Annotated in this window: 21 protein-coding genes; 10 read left to right on the forward strand and 11 right to left on the reverse strand. The window is 63.3% G+C overall.

Annotated features, from left to right (window positions below; all coding sequences use genetic code 11):
* Positions 1 to 297: 297 nt before the first annotated feature.
* The 6 genes from LB523_RS24580 to LB523_RS24605 all read right to left on the reverse strand — a co-directional run bounded on the left by LB523_RS24580 (position 298) and on the right by LB523_RS24605 (position 4339).
* Entirely contained in the window at positions 298 to 1140 is an 843-nt protein-coding gene (locus LB523_RS24580; protein WP_224607806.1) for a hypothetical protein, read from the reverse strand.
* A 323-nt stretch (positions 1141 to 1463) separates the two neighbouring features.
* Complete coding sequence (locus LB523_RS24585; RefSeq protein ID WP_224548515.1) at positions 1464 to 1715, reverse strand: hypothetical protein; 252 nt, start codon at positions 1713 to 1715, stop codon at positions 1464 to 1466.
* 119 nt (positions 1716 to 1834) lie between these two features.
* Positions 1835 to 2134 carry a hypothetical protein gene (locus tag LB523_RS24590; RefSeq protein ID WP_224607809.1) on the reverse strand — a complete coding sequence of 100 codons (300 nt, stop codon included), beginning with the start codon at positions 2132 to 2134 and terminating at the stop codon, positions 1835 to 1837.
* 102 nt (positions 2135 to 2236) lie between these two features.
* Positions 2237 to 2653: a TadE/TadG family type IV pilus assembly protein gene (locus tag LB523_RS24595; RefSeq protein ID WP_224529651.1), complete on the reverse strand. Its 417-nt coding sequence runs from the start codon at positions 2651 to 2653 to the stop codon at positions 2237 to 2239.
* Entirely contained in the window at positions 2643 to 3092 is a 450-nt protein-coding gene (locus LB523_RS24600; RefSeq protein WP_224548500.1) for a TadE/TadG family type IV pilus assembly protein, read from the reverse strand. Before LB523_RS24600 ends, LB523_RS24595 begins: the two co-directional genes overlap by 11 nt.
* Positions 3089 to 4339 carry a pilus assembly protein TadG-related protein gene (locus tag LB523_RS24605; RefSeq protein WP_224607810.1) on the reverse strand — a complete coding sequence of 417 codons (1251 nt, stop codon included), beginning with the start codon at positions 4337 to 4339 and terminating at the stop codon, positions 3089 to 3091. Before LB523_RS24605 ends, LB523_RS24600 begins: the two co-directional genes overlap by 4 nt.
* A 280-nt stretch (positions 4340 to 4619) precedes the next feature.
* Here LB523_RS24605 and LB523_RS24610 point away from each other — a divergent pair, with 280 nt between their 5' ends.
* The gene (locus LB523_RS24610) at positions 4620 to 5837 is read left to right on the forward strand and encodes a TadE/TadG family type IV pilus assembly protein (RefSeq protein ID WP_224607815.1); all 1218 of its coding nucleotides are present in this window, start codon (positions 4620 to 4622) and stop codon (positions 5835 to 5837) included.
* A gap of 39 nt (positions 5838 to 5876) precedes the next feature.
* On the opposite strand, the gene LB523_RS24615 is transcribed toward LB523_RS24610, so the two are convergent.
* The gene (locus LB523_RS24615; protein WP_140845461.1) at positions 5877 to 6107 is read right to left on the reverse strand and encodes a hypothetical protein; all 231 of its coding nucleotides are present in this window, start codon (positions 6105 to 6107) and stop codon (positions 5877 to 5879) included.
* Between the two features lie 72 nt (positions 6108 to 6179).
* On the reverse strand, positions 6180 to 6413 hold the full coding sequence (locus tag LB523_RS24620) for a polymerase (RefSeq protein ID WP_140845413.1): 234 nt from the start codon (positions 6411 to 6413) through the stop codon (positions 6180 to 6182).
* Between the two features lie 380 nt (positions 6414 to 6793).
* Between LB523_RS24620 and LB523_RS24625 the strand changes: the two genes are divergently transcribed.
* The 5 genes from LB523_RS24625 (at position 6794) to LB523_RS24645 (ending at position 11691) form a co-directional block, all read left to right on the forward strand.
* Positions 6794 to 7174, forward strand: coding sequence for a cupin domain-containing protein (locus LB523_RS24625; protein ID WP_224607817.1), 381 nt, complete (start codon positions 6794 to 6796; stop codon positions 7172 to 7174).
* Positions 7175 to 7443: 269 nt separating this feature from the next.
* Complete coding sequence (dinB, locus tag LB523_RS24630; RefSeq protein ID WP_224607820.1) at positions 7444 to 8706, forward strand: DNA polymerase IV; 1263 nt, start codon at positions 7444 to 7446, stop codon at positions 8704 to 8706.
* Between the two features lie 224 nt (positions 8707 to 8930).
* The gene (locus tag LB523_RS24635) at positions 8931 to 10169 is read left to right on the forward strand and encodes a patatin-like phospholipase family protein (protein ID WP_224607823.1); all 1239 of its coding nucleotides are present in this window, start codon (positions 8931 to 8933) and stop codon (positions 10167 to 10169) included.
* Between the two features lie 125 nt (positions 10170 to 10294).
* Positions 10295 to 10954, forward strand: a complete 660-nt coding sequence (locus tag LB523_RS24640) for an outer membrane protein (protein WP_224607825.1) — start codon at positions 10295 to 10297, stop codon at positions 10952 to 10954.
* Positions 10955 to 11250: 296 nt separating this feature from the next.
* The gene (locus tag LB523_RS24645) at positions 11251 to 11691 is read left to right on the forward strand and encodes a GFA family protein (protein ID WP_224607829.1); all 441 of its coding nucleotides are present in this window, start codon (positions 11251 to 11253) and stop codon (positions 11689 to 11691) included.
* Between the two features lie 323 nt (positions 11692 to 12014).
* Here the strand turns inward: LB523_RS24645 and LB523_RS24650 are convergent, their stop codons facing one another.
* Positions 12015 to 13076: an IS4 family transposase gene (locus tag LB523_RS24650; RefSeq protein ID WP_224607832.1), complete on the reverse strand. Its 1062-nt coding sequence runs from the start codon at positions 13074 to 13076 to the stop codon at positions 12015 to 12017.
* Positions 13077 to 13271: 195 nt separating this feature from the next.
* On the opposite strand from LB523_RS24650, the gene LB523_RS24655 reads away from it, so the two are divergent.
* The gene (locus LB523_RS24655) at positions 13272 to 13976 is read left to right on the forward strand and encodes an SDR family oxidoreductase (protein ID WP_224607835.1); all 705 of its coding nucleotides are present in this window, start codon (positions 13272 to 13274) and stop codon (positions 13974 to 13976) included.
* Positions 13977 to 14014: 38 nt separating this feature from the next.
* Here the strand turns inward: LB523_RS24655 and LB523_RS24660 are convergent, their stop codons facing one another.
* Together LB523_RS24660 and LB523_RS24665 are read right to left on the reverse strand one after the other, a co-directional pair.
* On the reverse strand, positions 14015 to 14245 hold the full coding sequence (locus LB523_RS24660; RefSeq protein WP_095768274.1) for a hypothetical protein: 231 nt from the start codon (positions 14243 to 14245) through the stop codon (positions 14015 to 14017).
* 157 nt (positions 14246 to 14402) lie between these two features.
* Entirely contained in the window at positions 14403 to 14846 is a 444-nt protein-coding gene (locus LB523_RS24665; protein WP_095768273.1) for an SRPBCC family protein, read from the reverse strand.
* Positions 14847 to 15420: 574 nt separating this feature from the next.
* On the opposite strand from LB523_RS24665, the gene LB523_RS24670 reads away from it, so the two are divergent.
* Genes LB523_RS24670 through LB523_RS24680 form a run of 3 tightly spaced genes read left to right on the forward strand, consistent with a single transcriptional unit; the run spans position 15421 to position 19916 of the window.
* Positions 15421 to 16845, forward strand: coding sequence for a family 16 glycosylhydrolase (locus LB523_RS24670; RefSeq protein WP_224607838.1), 1425 nt, complete (start codon positions 15421 to 15423; stop codon positions 16843 to 16845).
* 12 nt (positions 16846 to 16857) lie between these two features.
* Positions 16858 to 18603, forward strand: a complete 1746-nt coding sequence (locus tag LB523_RS24675) for a type I secretion system permease/ATPase (RefSeq protein ID WP_224607841.1) — start codon at positions 16858 to 16860, stop codon at positions 18601 to 18603.
* On the forward strand, positions 18600 to 19916 hold the full coding sequence (locus tag LB523_RS24680; RefSeq protein ID WP_224607844.1) for an HlyD family type I secretion periplasmic adaptor subunit: 1317 nt from the start codon (positions 18600 to 18602) through the stop codon (positions 19914 to 19916). The genes LB523_RS24675 and LB523_RS24680 overlap by 4 nt, the downstream gene beginning before the upstream one ends.
* The last annotated feature ends 109 nt before the right edge of the window (positions 19917 to 20025 follow it).

A 20025-nucleotide genomic window follows, 5' to 3' on the forward strand; every position in this document is an offset into this window, starting at 1 on the left:
AAGGGATTGCCTGCCCGCCGTGCCGGCGATAAACATGTCGTAGCACGATATATTATCCCGCGGCGCGCAGTAGAGCGTCCGCAAGCCGGCGTCTCGGTTTCGACCGCCGGCCACCCGGAAAACAGGTGGCAACCTGGTGCGGGATCAGCACCCGGCAATAGGGCTCCCGCTTTGGCTCGTCTCGACTGAGGCGAGCCATTTTTCTGCCGGAGACGGCGCGCCCGTCGCCCTGTCAACAAAAAACCGCCGGGCGAGGCCCGGCGGCTTTCGCTCGCCCTCCGGTCGGTTCGTCCGGCCTTATGGGGTTGTTGTGGTTGTCGCCGTGGCCGCGGCTTGCACGTCGATCTTGCCCGCCAAAGTATCCTTGGCCCAGGCGGTGACGTCGGCGTCGACTGGCTTGTTGGCCATGTCGGCAAGGGCAGCGTCCAGCGACGCATCGGTGGGAGGCGGCGCGTTGTCAACCGCGGCCTGCGCATCGGCGATCGCCTGGGCATCAGTGGTGCTGATCGCGGCGTTCTGGGCGTCAATCTGTCCCTGAACGTCGGCGATCTGCGCATCGAGAGCCGCCTGCTGTTCGGGCGTGAAGCCGGTTGTGTCGGTCGCGTTGAGGTCGGCGAGTTGCTGAGTGAGGTCGGCCAGCTTGCTCTGGTCTGCGGCCAGTTGGGCGTTTGCCGCGTCGAGGTTGGCCTGGGCGTTCTTGGCTGCCGCGGCCTGCGTCACGTAAGCCTGGACGCCGGCGAACTTCTTGCTCTTGGAATTCATATAAGCGTTGATGTTGCGCTGCAGCGAGTTCAGCCGGCCGAGCTTGGCGTGAATGTTCTTGTCCTTGGGCGTGGCAGACGTGGTCGTATCGTCAGTCGTCGCGTCATCGGTCGAGTTGTCATCCGACGCGCTGGCATCGGCGCTCTTGTTGTGGCCCGGAGCCGAGGCCGAGTTGCCGTGCGAGGCGCCGCTCTTGCCGCTGCCCCCGCCATTTCCATGACCGCCACCGTTACCGTTACCGCCGCCGTTTCCGTTGCCGCCGCCATGGCTGCCGCCATTGCCGTGGCCGCCGCCGTTACCGCCGGCGCCGGCAAGCGCGGGGGCGGTCGCAAGCGCGAGAATGGCCAGGGATGCCAGAAGTGTCTTTCGCAATGTCATTGTGCTTCTCCGCAGATGAATCGTCACTATGGCCCAACCGCTAGGCAGCCTCTTATGAGAATTTCCTAATGGCGTCGGATAAACTTTAAGCAACTGCGGTCGCGAAATGAGAGCATAGCCGCGGCCTCTCCGCAATTTTCCCAAAACACCAGGTTAACCCGTTGAAATTTAACGTAAATACAAAGGGCTTAGCATCTGTGGGCCGTTTGGAACAAAGAAGGCCCTTGTCTCGCCAGACCATGGTCCCAAGAGGCAATTGCCGCCGCGACAATCCCCTGCAATCGGATCACCTGCGCCTTTGGAACCCTGCCGAAAGGTCGGGGTTAAACAAGCGAAGGGACATTGCCTAAAAGGACAGTCACCATGAAACGAATTCTTCTCGTTGCCGCCTTTGTTGCTTTGTCCGGTGGTCTGGCGACGGCGCAGTCGGGCACGACATCGGGTAGCTCATCGACATCGTCATCCACCACAACGACGATGCCCAGCAGCCAGGGCACAGACACGACCACGACGAACTCGACCAATTCGAATTCAGCGAAGGACTGCGCGCCTGGGCAACAGACCGGCAGTGCCAAGCAGGCGGCCCCTGGCCAACAGGATACGAGCGCCAAATCCAACGCTCCCGGCCAGATGAAAACCACAACGGAAGGCTGCTAGCCACCAGGCACAAGCGGGCCTGGCTTTTTGCCGGCCATCAAGCGGAAGGATTTGGATCTTCCGTGCCATCAGTCTCGGTCGGCGTGTCGGTTGCCGTCTCCGGCTCCTGACCTTCGCCTGAACCGGTCGGGGAAAGCACGGTCAGGTCCATCCGGGCGATCCGGGACGCGGATTTTCCTTGGGCATTCGGCTCGCCGATGTCCGCCTCGAAGACCGAGGCTTTCGCGAGGTGGCCGACGCTTTCGGCGCGCTTGCCCGGGAAAGTTTCCGACGCCTGGGGTCTGCTCGCTTGATGCACGGCGCCTGGGCCGTGCTGGCTTCCAACAAGCGAGGTCATGGCTGCGCTCCTGATATTGGATGAAAGCAAATCCCTAGCATTCCTGGCTGGCGCCAGCCTTGCAGCTTTTTAGAGAATCCTAAGGTACATCCGTTCGTCCCTCTAGCTGCTGACCAGGGGCACGGCTACCGAGGTAGTGTAGCTGATCGGGTAATTGCTGAAATAGGGAAAGCTGATGACAAAGGCATAGCTGGCGTTGACGTGTGCCATGCGGAACCCGCCGCTCGCCGGATCGGTGGTGATGGTGACGTTCACATTCCGCAGGCCAAGCGCCTGAAGCTTCTGTGTGGCGATGGCCTGGATGTCGGCCTGCGTCAGCGTGTTGTTGAGCTGCAGGGAGCGCGCCGAGGCTTCGAGCGCGTAGCGCACGCTGGATACGCTGTTCATCGACCAGCCGAAGGCGAAGATGCCGAACAGGAGCATGATGAGAAAAGGCGCGACCAGGGCGAATTCGAGACCGGCGCCGCCCGCCTCATTAGCCGCAAATGCCGAAAGCCGGAGCCTTTGTTTAGCGCACACGGACCACCTGCACATGGCCGATCGCGGTATTGTCTGGGTATGGACCAAAGGTGAAGGGCGGGATCCAGGTGCCGGATGCCTGAATCTGGACGTAGACGGACGGCGCTTTCGGTCCACTGCATAAGGTCGACGCATCGACCACGGTGGTCCCACACTTATAGATGCGACTAATCGTAACCTGCGCGTCGGAAGGCTTGTTCTCCCAGCTCGCCAGCGCGACAGTCTGGGTCGCGCTGTCGTCAGCGGAGCCAGCCATCACGAGGTTGGCCGCCGTTTTCACACCGGCGCGCATCGACAGCGAACCCGCGACATAGGACCAGCCGTCCATGATTCCGAGCAAGGCCGCGCACAAGACAGGCAAGACAAACGCGAGTTCCACCGCGGCGATGCCCGATTCATCGCGAATGGCCGGCATCAGTCGACGGGCAGCGGATTTCACTCTACCACCGCAACCGCCTGAGCGGCCGGGATGTCCTTCATCCCGAGGCTCGAGCAGTCCTGGTTGATGGTCGAGTTGCCCGACCACTGGATGGTATCGGCAACGACCTGGGTGCAGCCATTCACGCCCGAGAAATTGCCGAGATAGTTGACCTGTTGCCTGGGGAAGTAGATCGCGCCGGTCAAAAGCGAAGTCGCGGTGCCGTTGAAGGTGCTCTGCGCGGCGGTCCCCGTCCGGTCGCCATAGAACAGCACGCCGGAATAGGTGCCCGTAGTCGGGGCGGCCAGCGTCACGGTGGCGTTGCCGTTCATGCTGACAGTGTTGCTGCCGGCCATGAAGATCGTAACGTCGCTGCCTTGGATGACGGCACCCGCATTGATCTTCAAGTCGCCCTGGAGGACATAGACACCGGGGGAAAGCGTGATGTTGCCGTTGAGGCTCATGCCGCTGCAGTAGGTCCCGGGCTGGATCGTTTGCGTCGTCTTGTTGCCGTTGATCTTTTGGCATGGGGTCGTGGTCGCGGGAGCCGGCAAGCTGGCGAACGGATCGGCCGCCGGCAGCGCCTGGGTGATCGGGGCCTTGCAGACCATCGGCACCGGATTGCTCAGTACGACGCCTCCCCCCGAGATCAAGCAATCAGCCTGAAGACCCGCCGATCCCTGCACTTTGATGGCGTCGTTGGCGATCGAATTCGCCATGATGACGCAGCCGGCCAGTTTGACGCTGGTGCTGCCGGAGAAAAGTGCCGCCTGGGAGGCCGACGGATTGAGCGCTTCGATGCAAGCTTTGGAGGCGTCGGTGATCAGCGCCACCGCCCTCGCCCGCTCCGGTACTTTTGTCTGAGTGAAGATGGACGTGAAGATCCGGTCGAGATCCTGGTTGAGGATGACCTCGACCGCCTTCTTGGCCGTGTTCGGTCCCGACGCCGGCGGGGTGTTGACGACAATGGTGCCCGCACCAAGGCCATTCGAGGCGGCCGATGACGCGGCGGCGGCGGTGATGGCATCCGTGTTGGATCCGGCGATCTTTTCCAACGCGCCGGCATAGGCGGCCGCGTCGGCGATCGCCTGCAGCTTCAGGCTCGAATAGTACCAGTAGGAGGTCTCGACGCCGAGCCCGGCGCCGCCGACGACGACCGGCAGGGTGAGCGCGAAAATGGTGGCGACATTGCCGCTCTTGCCTTCGCAAAAGCGTCGAGAGCCGCGTCGAGAAAAAAGATTTCTGATGAACCGACCTGAAAAGGCCATGGCCGAGCGCACCCAAGCTATCCCAGCCGTTACGTCATCATTGCCGTATGAACGAATGCCTAATTATTTCGCTCGATTTTTGCCGGTGGGACCCTAGCGCTCCGCTGCCCCCGCCTTGCGCCGCACACACTAAGACTTAAGGCCTATAAAGCCTCGGACTTAAGGTTTAAGCGTCGGTAAAACCGTGCATTTTAGCTCTCTCTGCATTTTATCTATTTTGGAAATCGACCGTAGAGACGGCGCGCATATCACTCTTGGACATATGACGAGGGCGAGCTCCATGTTGGGACGTTTTTTGGCATCGAGGCGCGGCAACTTTGCGATCGCAGCCGCGGTCGCCATGGTGCCGCTTATGCTTGGCGTGGCGGCATCCATCGACCTGATAGGCACGAGCGACGACGCCGCGCAGTTGCAGAACTCGCTGGACGCGGCCGGCTTGGCGATCGGCACGAAATACCTGCCAGGCATGTCGGCAAGCGACGTGCAGCAACTCGGCCAGACCTTCTTCGCCGCCAATATGAGCGCAGCCGACGCGCAGGAACTATCGGGCAGCCTCGCCGCCTTCCAGGCCAGCGCGAGCGGCGATCCGGGCGCCTATTTCATTTCGCTGTCGTCGAGCATCAGCCGGCCGGCCTTCATCAGCGGCATGCCGGCCTGGCAGGCGACGCGCACCGCCTCGGTCAAGCTCAAGCCCGGCGCGCAAGCCTGCGTGCTCGCGCTCGATCAGCACGCCGACGGCGCGGTCAACCTGCAGGGCTCGACCAATGTGGCGATGAACGGCTGCGTGATCGCGGCCAATTCAGACGCGCCCGACGCCGTCAATCGGGGCGGCTCGGCGATCGTCAGCGCCGGCTGCGTCTCGACAGTCGGCGGCACGCAAGGGCTGACGCCGCCGAACGCCACGCTTTCCTGCGGCGCGCCGCATGAGAACCAGTATGCTTCGTTCGATCCGCTGGCCGACGTCGTTCCTCCCGCCTATACGCTGTGCCTGCCGGTGCCCAATGGCAAAACGGTGACGCTCTCGCCGGGTACCTATTGCGACAAGACCTTGTCGGGAAAGATCACCCTCAATCCGGGCACCTACATCATGCGCAATGTCACCATAAAGCCGGGCGGCAACGGCAGCCTGAGCGGCCAGGGCGTGACGATCTTCCTGATGGAGAACTCACAGCTCTATATCAACGCCAACGAACAGGTGAACCTGTCGCCGCCCACCAGCGGCCCCTACGCCGGAATCACCGTCTACCAGGCTCACGGCAACACCCAGGCGCTGACGCTGAACGGCGGATCGGGCTCCGTGGTCAGCGGCTTTATCTACGCCCCGGACGCCGTCATCACCTATGCCGGAAATTCGGACATGAACGCCCAGGGCAGTTGCCTGCGGCTGGTCGGCGATACCATCTCGATGACGGGGAACTCGGCCGTGAAGTCGGATTGCACGGCCGAACTCGGAGGCCGGGCGGCGTATGCGGGCCGGATGATCACCCTGGCGAAATGAGCACCAACCTCCTCCGCCAGGAGGAGGACGAGATTGCGCCTAGCCGACAATATCCGCGCCCGCTCGCTCGTCGAAGAGCACGGCGCAGCCGCGCTTGAGCGCGACCTGTGTCAAGGCGTTGGCCGCGTCCTCATCCGACGAGACGAAATCGCCGGTCAGGACGCGCAACTCCTCGACGGCCCTCGACATCGGCACGATACGGCCGGCCGAACGGTCGCTCACGCAGGCGTCGATGACGCACAGAAGATCGATGAGTTCGAAATTGTCCATGGCGGCCTCCGCCAGCGCCATCCCTTCGCTCCGTCAACGGCCCGGGGCGCGGACTGGTTCCCGCGCCCGGCTTCATCCGCGCGGCCTGGCGGGCGCGAGCTTGAGATCGAAGCGGGCCGGCAGGCATGGCTCGAGGCAGGCTCGGCGCAGCGATCCGGTCGCAATCGTATCGACCGGGAGAAGGATCACCATACGGGCCTGGCGCTCGGGCCAGAGCGGCCTGCCGAAGACGAAGAAGACGCCGCCGACCAGGCCGGCCAGAAGCAGTGCGGCAAACAGATTGGCGATCATCTTACCGGGTTGCACGGCTGGCAACTCCAGGAGCGGTTTCAGGGGAAAGGCGTGCCCGCCATATCGCAGGAATAGCGGGCACGCCGTGGTCAACCGCCGATGAAGGGACTTTGTCCGGCGGCTTGCTAGCCAATGATTTTGGTGCCGTCGTTGTTTCCTGAAAATAGGCGTGTCGGGCCTCTGCGTTCGTGCGATGGGACTTCGGTCCGAAGATGGCCCGGGACCGTCGCCCGAGGGTCTGGAATATCCGCCTTCCACGACAATGCGCCAAGCGTTCGGCTGAGCTCGCGGTCACCTCAATTAATTAGCAATCGCTCATAATAAGGCTTATGAATACACTCGCGGTCGCCGACGATCGCAACGTCAGGCGCCGCTTCACACATGGGAGGGATACCATGGCCGAAGTTGCAATGAAGGTGACGAAACTCGAATCCAAATCGCACAACAATCCCGACGAGGTCCGCGCGCCCGCAAAGACGCGTGTCGAGATCGTCCGGCTCCCAGGCTATACGCTCGGGCGGATGAACATGCAGCCGGGCTGGAGATGGTCCGAATGCGTGAAGCCGGTGGTCAAGACCGACAGCTGCCAGGTCTCGCATGTTGGTTATGCCGTGTCCGGCTCGATCACCGTACGGATGACCGACGGCACGCAAAAGACCATCGAGGCCGGCACTTCCTACACCATCCCGCCCGGCCACGACGCCTGGGTGGAAGGCAACCAGCCGTTCCAATGCATCGAGGTGCTGAGCGCCGAAGAATACGCCAAGCCGGCATAGCGCAGACAGTCGCAATTTACGTTCAGAGGCGAAGGAGGGATCGCCTCGCGAGGCGATCCCTCCTCAGCCTGCGGCGGCATGTCCCGCGCAAAGGTCATGCGCACAACCGGCGTTCTATCTGTGGCTGCGCCCCAGTTGTGGAAACCTGCACGGCCAAGCGTGGTGGCTTGACAGAGAGCTTCTTTTGTTCTCTTTATGTTCCGTTAATTCCCCTTACAAAAGACGCAGCTAATGCTGCAATGCCACACAAATGGCCATGGGAGCGCGCGATGGCCGCCACGAACACCGCCGCGGCCGCCACCATCCTGCATGCCGACCTCGACGCCTTCTACGCCTCGGTCGAGCAACTGCTCGATCCGTCATTGCGTGGCAAGCCGATCGCCGTCGGCGGGGGCGTGGTGCTGGCGGCCTCCTATGAGGCGAAAATCTTTGGCGTGCGCGGCGGCATGCCGGGCCGCAAAGCGCGCGAGCTCTGCCCACAGCTCATCTTCGTCGGCGGTCATTTTTCCGAATACCAGCGCCTCGGCGACGCGGCGATCAAGGTGCTCGGCGATTTCACCCCGCTGGTCGAGCGCATCTCGATCGACGAGGCTTTTGCCGACGTCGCCGGCTGCACGCATCTGTTCGGATCGCCGAAAGAGATCGCGCGAAAAATCCGCGAGCGGGTGAAGGCCGAGCTCGGCCTGCCGATCTCGATCGGTGTGGCGCGGACCAAGCATCTGGCCAAGATCGCCTCGCAGGTGGCCAAGCCCGACGGGCTGGTAGTGGTCGAGCCCGGCACCGAGCTCGCCTTCCTGCACGACCTGCCTGTCACGCTGATGTGGGGTGTCGGCCCGGCGACCAAGGCCAGGCTGGCCGAGATCGGTGTCGAGACGATCGGGCAATTGGCGCGCACCCATAGCGGCGCGCTGGAGCGGCTGATCGGCCATGCCGCCGGCCAGAAGCTTGCCGCGCTCGCCTGGAACCGCGACCCGCGAAAACTCGAGGCACACCGCCGCGCGCATTCTGCCGGCGCGCAATCGGCGCTCGGCAGGAAGCCGGCAGTGCCGCGCGTCTTCGTGCCGACGCTCCTGCATCTGGCCGACCGCGTGGCCAGCCGGTTGCGCGCCAAGGACCGGCCCGGGCGCACAGTGACGGTGCGGGTTCGCTTCGCTGATCTGCGCGCTGTGAGCCGCTCGATCACGCTCGACCACCCGATCCAGGCGACCGCGATGCTGGCGGAGATCGCCGAGGAACTGGTGCGCGGCGTGCTTGCCGCCCATCCGGGCGAGAGGGACATCTCGCTGCTCGCCATCTCTGTCTCGCATCTGGAGGAGCGTGCCGAGCTGCAGCTCGAACTGCCGCTCGGGCTGGCGGACGAGAAGCTGAGGCCCGGCAGCTGCAAAGGCCTGGCGCGCTTCGGCGCCGACCGGGCGGTGGACAAGATCCGCCAGCGCTTCGGCAAGGAGGCGGTCGGCTACGGCACGGTAGCGCTGGAAGGTCCGCGCTCGGTGCCGGATGGGTTTAGGGAATTGGCCGAGAAGGAGCTGTGAGTGGCTGAGGCATCTCCTCTGACGCCATTGGAGATTGACGAAAGCCTACGCGCCGTCCGTGCGCTGCGTACCAACCGCTTCGGGTAATCTCCCCGTCCGTCGGCGCGGGCCGATTTCCAATCTGTGAAGGTACGCGTTCCCCCCACTTGCAAGAATGTCGGTGCTGGGCTCGATTGCGCAAAGCCAGGCTTAAGGACGCCGGACGGACAGGCAAGGGGGCCGCGATGGAGCCGATTGCGGCTGGATCACCACCGGACGCGGATGGCAGCGCGCCCGAACGCTATGATCTCGGCCTCTGCCTGTCGGGCGGCGGCTACCGCGCCATGCTGTTTCATGCCGGCGCGCTATGCCGCCTCAACGAGGCCGGGCTGCTCCAGAAACTCGACATGGTAAGCTCGGTCTCGGGCGGCTCGATAGCCGCCGGGCTGCTGGCGGTGCTTTGGCCGCGTTTCGCCTTCGTCAACGGTGTCGCCGCCAATTTCGATATCTATCTGGACAGGATACTGGAGTTCTCGCAAGTCTTCCTCGACGCGCCGTCGATCTTCAAGGGCCTGCTCAACCCGTTTTCCGGCGCGGCGCGCGAAGTCGCCGCCTGCTACGAGAGACATTTGTTCGACGGCTCAAGGCCGATGCTGAAGAGCCTGCCGGAAAAACCCTGGTTCGTGTTCTGCTCCAGCAATCTCGGCACCGGCTCGCTGTTCCGGCTGTCGCGGCGCTACATCGCCGACTATCGCATCGGCGTCGCCTACCAGGCCGACCTGCCGGTGGCTCTCGCGATTGCCGCCTCCTCGGCCTTCCCGCCTTTCCTGTCGCCGCTGCGGCTCGAGCTCACGCCCTTCGCGTGGAAGAATGACAAGCTCGACCCGAGCGTCGGCCCGCCGGTGCCGCCTTCGCGCGCCGTGCTCACCGATGGCGGCGTCTACGACAATCACGGCATCGAGCCGGCGCTGAAACGCTGCCGCTGGCTGCTGGTCAGCGACGCCGGCGCGCCCTGGCAGGCTTCGAGCGCCGGCTATCGGAACTGGTTCTCGCAGTTGAAACGCGTGCTCGACACCACCGACAACCAGGTGCGCTCGCTCAGGCGCCGGGATCTGGTGGCGCGCTTCCAGGCGGCCAAGGACGCCGACGATCGTGGCCTGGCCAATGACGCGACCCGGCCCGGCTATGCAGCGACGCGCGGCGTCTTCTGGTCGATCGCCAGCAAGCCCGACACGGCCGAGCCGGCCTTCGTGCAAACCGCCGCCACCGCACCTGCCGATATCGGCACCTCGCTGCATTTCCTGGGCAGCGAAGAGACGGTCGATTTGGTGAACTGGGGCTATTGCGCCGCCGACCAGGCGCTGCGGGGCTGGTACGAGCCGGCAGTGGCTGCTGGCAAGGGCGTGCCGCTGAAAGCGGGCGACGTGAAGCCCGGCCGCTGCGCGCGAGTGTCGAGGATGATGATGAATGGCCTCAAGGTTTGAGCGGCTTTTCCTCGCCCCCGGGTTCCGCCGCCCGCCGTTTGAATCCGGGCAGAACTGTGGCAAAAATGCGACTGCACGTATCGGCGAGCTCTGCTACACAACGGTAGGTTACGAGGAGATCACCTATGAAGAAGCTGCTTCTTGCTTTGTCGTTGTCTCTGCTGGCGTCGTCGGCCTTTGCTGCCGATGCCATCGTTGCAGAACCTGCGCCGGTCTTTAGCTGGACAGGCGGGTATATCGGCCTACAGGCAGGCTATGCTTGGGGTAAAGGCAATATAGACCAGATCGGCGGACCGGGCTTTGTCGACACAGACCCTGACGGATTCCTTGGAGGCGTTTACGGCGGTTACAACTATCAGATGTCCAACAACATCGTGATTGGTGCGGAACTGGACGTCGTATATGCAAATGTTGATGGCAGCGGCGAAATATTCACCGCTCCTGGTGTCCCAACGGGCTTCGACGCAACCGAAGAACTCAAATGGAGCGGGGCGGCAAGACTTCGTCTAGGATATGCCGTTGATCGTTTTCTTCCTTACATTGCGGGCGGTGTTGCGTTTGGTGATGTCGACATTAGTGCTAATGTCCCCGGCGGAACTTCGTCCGATAAAACATTCACAGGATGGACGATAGGCGTCGGCTTGGATTATGCCATGACCGACAATCTGCTGCTGCGAGGCGAATATCGCTATACTGACTTCGGCTCAGAGTCCTTTGGAAATGCCAATGCCGATGTTGATCTGAAGACCAACGAGGTTCGCCTCGGCATCGCCTACAAATTCTAGTTCTCTGAAGTTCCAAATAGAGAGCCTGTCGCTTACCGCGACAGGCTTTTTTTCTGCAGGAAAAACCTCCGTCGTTGCGGCGGTAACTTCCGTGAGATAATCCCATAGCCGCGTAGAGGGGCGACGGACATGTCGTTGTAGCGTTGCAGTGGCGCTGGCCGATCACCGATGCTGTTGAATCACCAGGCTACAACGCGTAACAATACGGCGGCGCCTCGCGCCAACCTCATCCCGAAAATCTGAGCATGCCGACCGCCGCATAGCGGCGAGGAACTCATTCAACCATGAGGCAGCCCATGCGAACCGCATCCTGTGCCTGCGGGCAACTGAAGATCTCCTGTGACGGCGAGCCGCGCCTGGTCGCGCTGTGCCACTGCCTCGACTGCCAGAGGCGGACCGGCAGCACTTACGGCATTGCCGGATTCTTCGCCCGCGCGGCGGTCAGGGCCGAAGGGACCGCCAGCACCTACAGGCGATTGTCCGACGGCGGTCATGCGGTCACCTTCCATTTTTGCCCGGAGTGCGGCTCCAGCGTTTACTGGGAGCCGGAGCGCAAGCCGGACGCCATTGCGGTGGCGGTGGGCTGTTTCGCCGATCCGGCGTTCCCCGCGCCGACGCGGATTGCCTGGGAGGCGAGAAGGCATGCGTGGGTGGGCAGAGAGGCGACGGCGGAACTACCAATCTCCCCCCTTGTGGGGGAGATGTCCGGCAGGACAGAGGGGGGCGCGAAGGAATGAGGCGTTGTTCGAGCTTGGATCGCTCGCCAGATCAAAAGGCACGGCGGCGTGGATAACGGCTGATGCGCCGGCGGGACAGCGCCCCCCTCTGCCCTGCCGGGCATCTCCCCCACGAGGGCATATGCGCTAAGGTAGCTTTGGCATGGCTTGAAACTTGCGTTTTCGCGGTGGCTCACGCCATCGATGTCGCAAGGCATGGAGCTTTCGGCGCAGGGCTGCCAGGGGTGGCTGGGTAAAGATCGCTGCGATCAGGGAGGCGACGATCTGGCGGGTAGCACGCCACAACAGCGGTCGCCCGTCGCTCAAGGGGGAGAGACACCCAACTACTGCGAGAGGGGTTCGGTCACAAGCGCGATGAGGAAGTGGGCAAGTATCCAAGGCTTTGCGATCCTTGGGTCTTTGGCGGGAGGCGCGCGCAGCCCGATCAGGCTCTTCAGGCGCTTGAAGGCGAGCTCGATGCGCCAGCGCATGCGATAGAGCTGGAGAACCGTGCCGGCGGGAAACTCCTCCCGACCCAGCGAGGTCACAAGGATGACGAAGCCGGCTGCAATCAGCGTCTGCGGTTGAACCTTGTTGCCCTTGGCCCTGGCTTCCTTGTTGATTTTGCGCCGCGCTTCTTGTGCCGCGGCCTCGGATTTGCGCAAGGCGATCAGGCGCATCTTCACCGACTCACCTTTCTTGAGGCCCAGCCGGACAGGCGTTTCGAAGACCTCCTCGCGGCAGCTCTCCAGATGGCCGATGAGATCGAACGCCTCGCCGTTGGCGTCGAGCCATCGCGCATTCTTCCACGACGCGCGCACGACAACGTCGCCGCCTTGCGCTATGACCTTTGCGATCCGCTCGGCCTGCAGATAGACGCGGTCGCCGATGCGGATCTCGCCCGCCACCACCGGCACGCGGTCGATCAGCTCGGCCTCGCTCTGGTCGGTGATCTCGAGGAAATCGAACTGCTCGCGCTCAAGCTCGAAGGCGCAGTGCATGCGCCAAAGGCCATTGTTCTTCTTCTCATGCGCACCGGCCTTGGCAACTGACGTCGCATCGAGGATGCGGATCAGCCGGCCCTTGGTCAGGTCTTTCTCTTCGCGCTGCAAAAGATGCCCGATCAACTGCTGCAGCCATGGCCCTGCGTTGCGCAGCCGGCCGAGCAAGGCCACGTCCGAAATGTCGGCGATTCCGCTCGCCGCCGCCCAGGCCACGACGCCCCGCATGCCTACCTTGCCAAGGCAATAAGCCAGCGTCAGGCGCAACAGATCGCTCGCCGACCTGATGCCGCGCGGGCGCAGGAATGCCTTCGTCTCACGCGCACTTTCTGCGATCAACTCTTCGCCGCCGAGAAGCTCAAGTGTCTCGGCCCAGCCGTCATCAACAAGCGATTCGTGTGTCATCCCCAGCGTAGAATCACAATCGATTCCGCGCCGCAATCCCTATCTTAGCGCTTATGCCCACGAGGGGGGGAGATTGGCAGTTCCGCGGCTTTCGCCAATCGCGGACGCCTTGGCGCAATCCAATCCGGTTCATCCCGTGCCCTGCGCATGCTAACAGGATCGCTTTCAACCTAAACATCCGGGATGGACAGCGATATGGCAGGCGAGAAAGTAGCTTTGGTGACGGCGGGCGGCAGCGGCATAGGGGCCGCGGCGGCCAGGCGCCTGGCGGCGGACGGATTCAAGGTCGGCGTGCTGTCCTCCTCCGGCAAAGGCGAAGCGCTGGGCAAGGAGCTCGGCGGCTTCGGCGTCACCGGCTCCAACCAGTCGAATGAGGATCTGAAGCGCCTTACCGATGGCGCGGTGGAACGCTGGGGCCGCATCGACGTGCTGGTCAACAGCGCCGGCCACGGGCCACGTGCGCAGATCATCGAGATCAGCGACGAGGACTGGCACAAGGGCATCGACACCTATTTCCTCAACGCCGTGCGCCCGACCCGGCTGGTGACGCCGGTGATGCAGAAGCAGAAGGGTGGCGTTATCATCAATATCTCGACCGCGTGGACGTTCGAGCCGAGCGCGATGTTCCCGACGTCGGCCGTGGCGCGCGCCGGGCTTGCCGCCTACACCAAGATCTTCGCCGACACTTATGCCCCCGACAACATCCGCATGAACAATGTGCTGCCGGGCTGGATCGACAGCTTGCCGGCGACGAACGAGCGCCGCGACAGCGTACCGATGAAGCGCTACGGCACTTCGGATGAGATCGCCGCGACGATCTCCTTCCTGGCCTCGGACGGAGCCGCCTACATCACCGGACAGAACATCCGCGTCGATGGCGGCATCACAAGAGCAGTGTGAAAGGAGCGGTGTGAGGCAAAGAGGACGCCGCCCCTAAATCATCCGGGCCTGCGGGAATTGAGAACCCACAGAAAGACTATCGAGGCGACCAGGACGATCGAATTGCCGACCACGATGTTCCAAAAACGTGTCGGATCGTCCGCCAGAGCGACCCAATGCAACTTGCCGCGGACTTCGCCTGTCTTGATGCCGCAGGCAATGTTGTAGATCGCGATGGCGGCGAGCGCCGCCATCAGGACAAACAGGTCATTGTTCTTGTTGCGATCCATGGAAGCGGCTTTTAACAGCACTTGGTGAAATTTTGCTTACGTTGGGTAAGGCGGCGGCCGGAAGACCGACCGCCGCCCGCTCTCATCTTGACGCAATTCCAGAAGGTTACGGCGAAGGCGCCGGAACCTACGCACTTTTCCTGGAATAGCTCCGACCTTACTGGTTGATCTCGGGCTCGACGAGCTTGGCCAGGTTGCGCAGCGATTCCTGCCAGCCGAGATAGCAGGCCTCGGCGGGGATGGCGTCCGGGATGCCGGCCTGGGTGATGTTGACCTCGGTGCCTACCGAAACCTTCTTAAGGATCACGGTCACCTCTATCTGGCCCGGCAGGTTGGGATCGTCGAAGCGGTCCGTGTAGCGCAGGCGCTCGCTCGGAACGAGCTCGACAAATTCGCCGCCGAAGGAATGGCTGTCGCCGGTGGTGAAGTTGCGGAAGGACATCTTGTAGGCGCCGCCCACCTTGCCCTCGAACTCGTGGACCGTGCAAGTAAAACCGTTTGGCGGCAGCCATTTCGCCAGTGCATCGGCCTCGACGAACGCGCGGTAAACCTTCTCCGGCTTGGTCGCCAGGACGCGGTGCAGTTGAATGGTGCTCGGCATGTCTCGATATCCTCTCTTCGTTGATCGAAGCCCCAAGGACGGGCAGCCCTCAGCCGATCCGACAGAGGCTGTCAAATTTTGTGGCCCGCGGCTACCCTGCCACCCTTGCGGCGGAGGCTGCGGACGTGAGCGCTTCGATCAGGTTGGGCATCGTCGGTGGCGCGGGCTGGCTGGGCGCAATGTGACGCGATGTGCGACGTCGTTGGCCATCGCTGTTCGTTCGGTCGATCGCTTTTGTCGAGCAAACCGAAATCGGATTCCGGCTCGAATATCCAACGTCGAACATATGGCGACTCAGCCCTTGCTCACCGCGCGCAGCCGCGCTGGTCGATGGCGGTCACGCGCGGCATCTTGCCCATATTTCAGCATGAGCCTCGCAATATTGAGTAAAATTGAGTAATTCGGGGTGTAATTATCGCGCATAAATTGTATTAGAAACCCCTTGTTATGTCTATTTCTAATCATTATCGATCAGCGGTAATTTTTTATCTGTACTGTGACGCGAATCCTTGGAACCATAGGCCGGCTTGCAGGTTGGCCTGAAAATCAGCCGCCACCAAGAAAGGAGTGTCCGATGAGTTTCGTCGTCAACGCGGTAGGCGTTCCTCTTTATTACAGCGGCGCTTCCAACCATTGGTTTTCGGCAACGTCCGGACCGACATTCAACGGCAGCAGCGGCAACGACTCAATCTGGGCCTCCAGCGGCGTCAACGTCACCATGTATGGCGGCCAAGGCGACGACATTTATTACCTCTATTCGGCGGGCAACAAGGTGGTCGAGTACGCCGGACAGGGCATCGACACGATCAACACATGGATGAGCTACACGCTGCCGGACAATGTCGAGAACCTCGTCGTCACCAACGCCCACAACTATGCCTTCGGCAATGCGCTGGACAACATCATCACCGCCAAGGCGGGCGGCCAGACGATCGACGGCGGGGCGGGCAACGATGTGCTGATCGATGGCGGCGGCGGCGCGGATGTTTTCATCATCGCGAAGGGCAACGGCAGCGACTCGATCGTCAATTTCGCCTCGAACGATGCTGTGCGGCTCGATGGTTACGGATTCACTTCGTTCGCCGCCGTCCACAACGCCATGATCCAGGCGGGGCCCAATGTGGTGCTGAACCTCGGATCGGGCGAAATTCTCGAATTCAAGAACACCACGATCGACAAATTCCAGCCCAACCAGTTCCAGTTGCCGATCGACAAATCCGGCATGACGCTGTCTTTCAGCGACGAGTTCAACACGCTGAACCTGCACAACAGCCAGGGCGGCACCTGGGATACCAACTTCTGGTGGGGGGCGCCGAACGGCAGCACGTTAACGCGCAATGGCGAGCTGCAGTGGTATATCGACGCCAATTACGCCCCGACCAGCTCGGTGCATCCGTTCAGCGTGCAGGACGGGGTCCTCACCATTACCGCGGCGCAGGCGCCGGCCGACATCAAGCCGCTGATCAACAATTACGAATACACCTCCGGCATCCTGACCACGCATGACTCCTTCTCGCAGACCTATGGCTATTTCGAAATGAGGGCCGACTTGCCGGAACACGCCGGCGCCTGGCCGGCCTTCTGGCTGCTGCCGGAAGACGGCTCCTGGCCGCCGGAGCTGGACGTGATGGAGATGTACGGACAGAAACCGAATTCGCTGCTGATGACCGCGCACACCAACCAGACGGGCCAGCACACCACGGTCGGATCAACCGTGAACGTCATGGACACCGCCGGCTTCCATACCTATGGTCTGCTGTGGACCCCGGACAAGCTGGTCTGGACCTATGACGGCGTGCAGGTCGCGCAAGCGGCGACGCCGTCCGACATGAACAAGCCGATGTACATGCTGGTCGATCTCGCGATCGGCGGACAAGCCGGCGCGCCGCCCGACCATCTCGCCACGTCGGCCCAGATGAAGATCGACTATATCCACGCCTATACGCTGGATGAGCTGCAGCAGAGCCATTTGAACGTCACGGGCGAACACACAGCCTAGGCGGTCGAGCCAATGTCACAGGAGAGCGCTCCGGGTGCGATCAGGCAGGCCGGCCTGCGGCCGATGTTCCTGCGCGCCATCGCCGATGTCGGGCTGTTCTCGCTGCTCATCAACCTTCTGCTCCTGGTCATCCCGCTCTACCTGCTCCAGGTCTATGACCGGGTGCTGCCCTCCTCCAGCGTCGAGACGCTCGTTTATCTGTCGGTCATCGCGGTCGCGGCGCTCGGTTTCCTCGGCTTTCTCGACGCCGTCCGAGCCGTCTACACGCAGCGCGTCGCGGCGATGGTCAATGAGAGGCTTGGCGCCAGAGCGTTCGCCGCTTCGTTCGGTTCCGGCAATGCGCCGTCGCCGCTCACCGACCTTGCCTCGGTCTGCGCCTTCATCCGCTCGCGCGGTGTCTCGGTGCTGTTCGACCTGCCCTTTGCGCCGGTCTTCCTCGCCCTGCTCTACCTGATCCATCCGCTGTTGTTCTGGGTGACGCTCGGCGGCGAGGCGCTGCTCGTCGTGCTGGTCTTCGCCAACCAGCTTGCCATCGGCAGGAACGATGCGCTCTCGGCGGAGCGTTCGGCCTTGGCCAGCCGGGCCGAGCAGGTCTTTGCCCGCAACGCCGACACGCTGCGCGCCATGGGCATGGTGGAAAACGCCGCGCGCGCCTGGGGCCGGCATGTGGCGGAAGCGCTTGTCCTGCACGACCGTTCGGCCGGCGCCAACGCCGTCTTCAGCGGCGCTTCGAGAGCGCTGCGCATGATGCTCCAGCTGGCGATCCTCGGCACCGGCGCCTGGCTGGTGCTCAAGGGCGAGATGACGGCCGGCATGATCTTCGCCTCCTCGCTCGTGTCGTCGCGCGCGCTGCAGCCGCTCGACCAATTGATCGGCTCCTGGCGGCAGCTCGGTGAGGCGAGGCGTGCCTGGACGCGGCTGGGGACCGCGCTCGCGGCGCAACCGGCAGAGACGCGCAAGCTCGTCTTGCCCGACCCGACCGGTGCGATTTCGGCGCAGGATCTTTTCTTCATTGCGCCAAATGCCGCCTTTGGCGTCGAACCGATTCTCAAGCGATTGAGTTTCGCGATTCAGGCCGGCGAAGCGGTGGCGATCGTCGGCCCGAGCGGTGCCGGAAAGTCGACGCTGGCGCGCCTGCTCGTCGGGGCCGCCCAGCCGAGCGGCGGTACGATCAGGATCGACGGCGCGGAGCTCAGGACGTGGGACGAAAACCAGCTCGGCCGGCATATCGGCTATCTGGCGCAGGAGATCGAGCTTTTCCCCGGCTCGATCGCCGACAACATCGCCCGCTTCGACGCGCAGGCCGATGACGCCGCGATCGTGGAGGCGGCAAAGCGCGCTGAGGCGCATGAGCTGATCCTTTCGCTGCGTGACGGCTATCAGACGACGATCGCCGGGACGCTGTCGGGCGGCGAACGGCAGCGGATCGGACTGGCGCGCGCTTTCTACGGCAATCCGCGCATCCTGGTGCTGGATGAGCCGAGCACGCATCTCGACGGCGCCGGAGAGACGGCACTGGAAACGGTGCTCGCGGCGGCCCGCGCCGCGGGCGTGACCACGATCGTGATCACGCATCGCCCCTCGATTGCCACGGCTTGCGACCGTGTGATGGTCTTGCGCGGCGGCGCGATCGAGGCGTTCGGACCGAGCGCCGAGGTGCTGCGCCAGCCGGGCAAGCAGCGGAACACGGTGGTCACAGGATCGTTCGCGCCGACCATCCGCGCCTCGCACGGCATCGCCACGGGTCCTGGACGATGACGCAGAGCCTCATCCTCGAAAGCCGCCCGCGCACCGACTTCCGGCGCACGGCCTTCGCCGGCTATGCGGCGATCGCGCTGATGGTCGGCGCCTTCGGTTATTGGGCGGCGAGTGCGCCGCTGGCAGGCGCGGTGATCACGCAAGGCACGATCGCGGCGACCAGCGGCAACATCCTCATCCAGCATCGCGAGGGCGGCATCATCAGGCAGTTGCTGGTGCATGAAGGCGACCGCGTGCGGGGGGGCCAGGACCTCATCCTGCTCGACCGGACCGCCGCGGAAGCCGATCTCAACCGGCTGACAAGACAATGGATCGCGCTCAAGGCAAGCGCGGCGCGGCTGGAGGCCGAGCGCGACGGCCTCGCCACGCTGGCGCCGATCGCCGATCCCGCGCCGGCGCCGTTCCAGCAGGAATTCGAAAACCTCATCCGCGAGCAGCAGAAGGAATTCGACGCCAGGCTTGCGCGATTCCGGTCGGAGCAGTCGATCCTGGCGCAGCGCGTCGCCATGCATCGCGAGTCGGTCAAAGGGCTGAACGCGCAGAAGGCCGCAATCGAGCAGCAGGCCGAGGTGGTGAAGAAGGAGCTCGGCATCAAGACCGACCTTCTGAACCGGGGCCTTACCGACCGCAGGGAATATTCGCAGCTTTTGCGCTCGGAGGCCGACCTCGTCGGCCAAGCCGGCGCGCTCGAGGCGGACCTCGCCTCGGCCAGCACGCAGATCGTGGAAGCGGAGGCGCAGACCGAGCGCGCCACGACGCAGCGCGTCGAGGAAGCGCTGACGAAGCTCGACGATGTGCGCATCAACCTCGCCGACATCGAGGAGCGGATGCGCGCCGCGCAATCGGTGCTGAAGCGCACGACAATCACCGCGCCGGCGGCGGGCATCGTCGTCTCCTCGACCTACAATTCGCAAGGCAGCGTGGTCGCGCCCGGCGAAAAGATCATGGAGATCCTGCCCACGACCTCGGGCCTGGTGGTCGACGCCAGGCTGCGGCCGAAGGACATCGACCAGGTGCATGTCGGCCAGCAGGCAAAGCTCCGGCTGTCGGCGCTCAACGCGCGCCTGACGCCGGAAGTCCTGGCCACGGTGAGCGAGATCTCTGCCGACCGGTTGATCGACGAGGCCACCCACGAACCCTATTTCCGTGCCAGGCTGAAAATCGCTGATGCCCTGCCCCCCGGCGTGAAGGCAGACCAGCTCTATCCCGGCACCCCGGTCGACACTTTCATCAGCACCGGCAACCGGACCTTCTTCGAATATCTGGTACGCCCGATGATGGACTCGTTCGCACGGGCGTTCAGGGAAAGGTAGGGCAGCGCTTCCGGCCGCCTCGGAACGCCGCTTTGCACCAGAACCGTCCTCGCTTCGGCACATAGGAGGAGGAAGTGATGACGAAGAAGATGCGGGCGAGCCCGTGCTC

The sequence above is a fragment of the Mesorhizobium sp. ESP-6-4 genome (assembly GCF_020164735.1).
Taxonomy (GTDB): domain Bacteria; phylum Pseudomonadota; class Alphaproteobacteria; order Rhizobiales; family Rhizobiaceae; genus Mesorhizobium.